3 protein-coding genes are annotated in these 908 nt (G+C 74.0%); all 3 read right to left on the bottom strand.

Going from position 1 to position 908, the window contains the following annotated elements:
* The coding region (locus tag ACLEQD_RS44395) for a biotin/lipoyl-binding protein (RefSeq protein WP_410391929.1) at nucleotides 1-149 on the bottom strand (149 nt) is incomplete at its 3' end.
* Nucleotides 150-175: 26 nt separating this feature from the next.
* Nucleotides 176-421 carry a hypothetical protein gene (locus tag ACLEQD_RS44390; RefSeq protein WP_410391928.1) on the bottom strand — a complete coding sequence of 82 codons (246 nt, stop codon included), beginning with the start codon at nucleotides 419-421 and terminating at the stop codon, nucleotides 176-178.
* Nucleotides 418-735 carry a TolC family protein gene (locus ACLEQD_RS44385; protein ID WP_410391927.1) on the bottom strand — a complete coding sequence of 106 codons (318 nt, stop codon included), beginning with the start codon at nucleotides 733-735 and terminating at the stop codon, nucleotides 418-420. The genes ACLEQD_RS44390 and ACLEQD_RS44385 overlap by 4 nt, the downstream gene beginning before the upstream one ends.
* Between the last annotated feature and the right edge of the window lie 173 nt (nucleotides 736-908).

The following is a 908-nucleotide window of genomic DNA, read 5'->3' as shown; positions in this document are numbered from 1 at the left end:
GGTCGGCGCGGGCCTGCGTGGCCTCGGAGGTCCGCGCGGGCCCGGCCCAGCTCCGGACTCTGGAGCTCCGCCAGCCGCTGGCCCTGCTTCACCGCCTGGCCCGTCGTCACGGCGACGGAGGCCACGCGCGCGGAGACCGGCGAGGACACCTCCGCGTAGGCGTCTTCACTGAAGGTCAGCTCTCCCAGCGCGGTGACGCTCTCTCCCCCCGGGCGGCCTCCACCTTCGCGGTGGTGACGCGCAGGTCCCGGAGCATCTCCGGCGGGACGTGCACGTGGATGACGTCCCCGGACTCGACGTGCAGCTTCTCCGGGGCGGCCTCGTCGTGCCCGGCTTCGTGAGCGTCTTCGTGCTCCGCCTTGGAGGACTTGCAGGCGGTGAGGCCCACGAGGACGGCGAGCAGCAGCAGGGTGGGCTTCATGGCAGGGCTCCGGTTTCGACTTCGAGCTGCACTCGGGCGAGCGCGACGCGCAGGAGGCCGTCGAGCCACGCGGCCCGCGCCTCCAGCGTGTCGCGGCGGATGAGGAGGAAGGCGGCGAGGTCCATCTCGCCGGCGTCGTAGGAGCGCTGCGCCAGCGCTTCGTTGTCGTCCAGCAGCGGCAGCACCTCTTCCAGGGCCCCGAGCGCATCGCGGCTCGCGCGGTAGCGGTCGGTCGCGGCCTGGACCTGGGCGGGCACGACGACGCGCGCGGCGCGAAGCTCCCCTTGCGCGCGGAGGGCGTCCGCTTCACCCACGAGGCGCGCTTCCTGTCCGCGGGCGAAGAGGGGCAGGGCACGCTGAGCGTTCCCAGGAGCACCGTCTCGTCCGCCTCCTTCTGGTAGCGCGCGCCAGCGTCACGTCGGCAGCACCTCGCCGCGGCCAGCGTCGCGGCGCCGTCGCCCGCGCTGTTCCTGCTCCAGGGCACCAG

Source organism: Corallococcus sp. 4LFB, assembly GCF_046520365.1.
Taxonomy (GTDB): Bacteria; Myxococcota; Myxococcia; order Myxococcales; family Myxococcaceae; genus Corallococcus; species Corallococcus caeni.
Note: the sequence above shows the minus strand (reverse complement) of the source record. Positions and strands in the feature narration are given on the sequence as shown.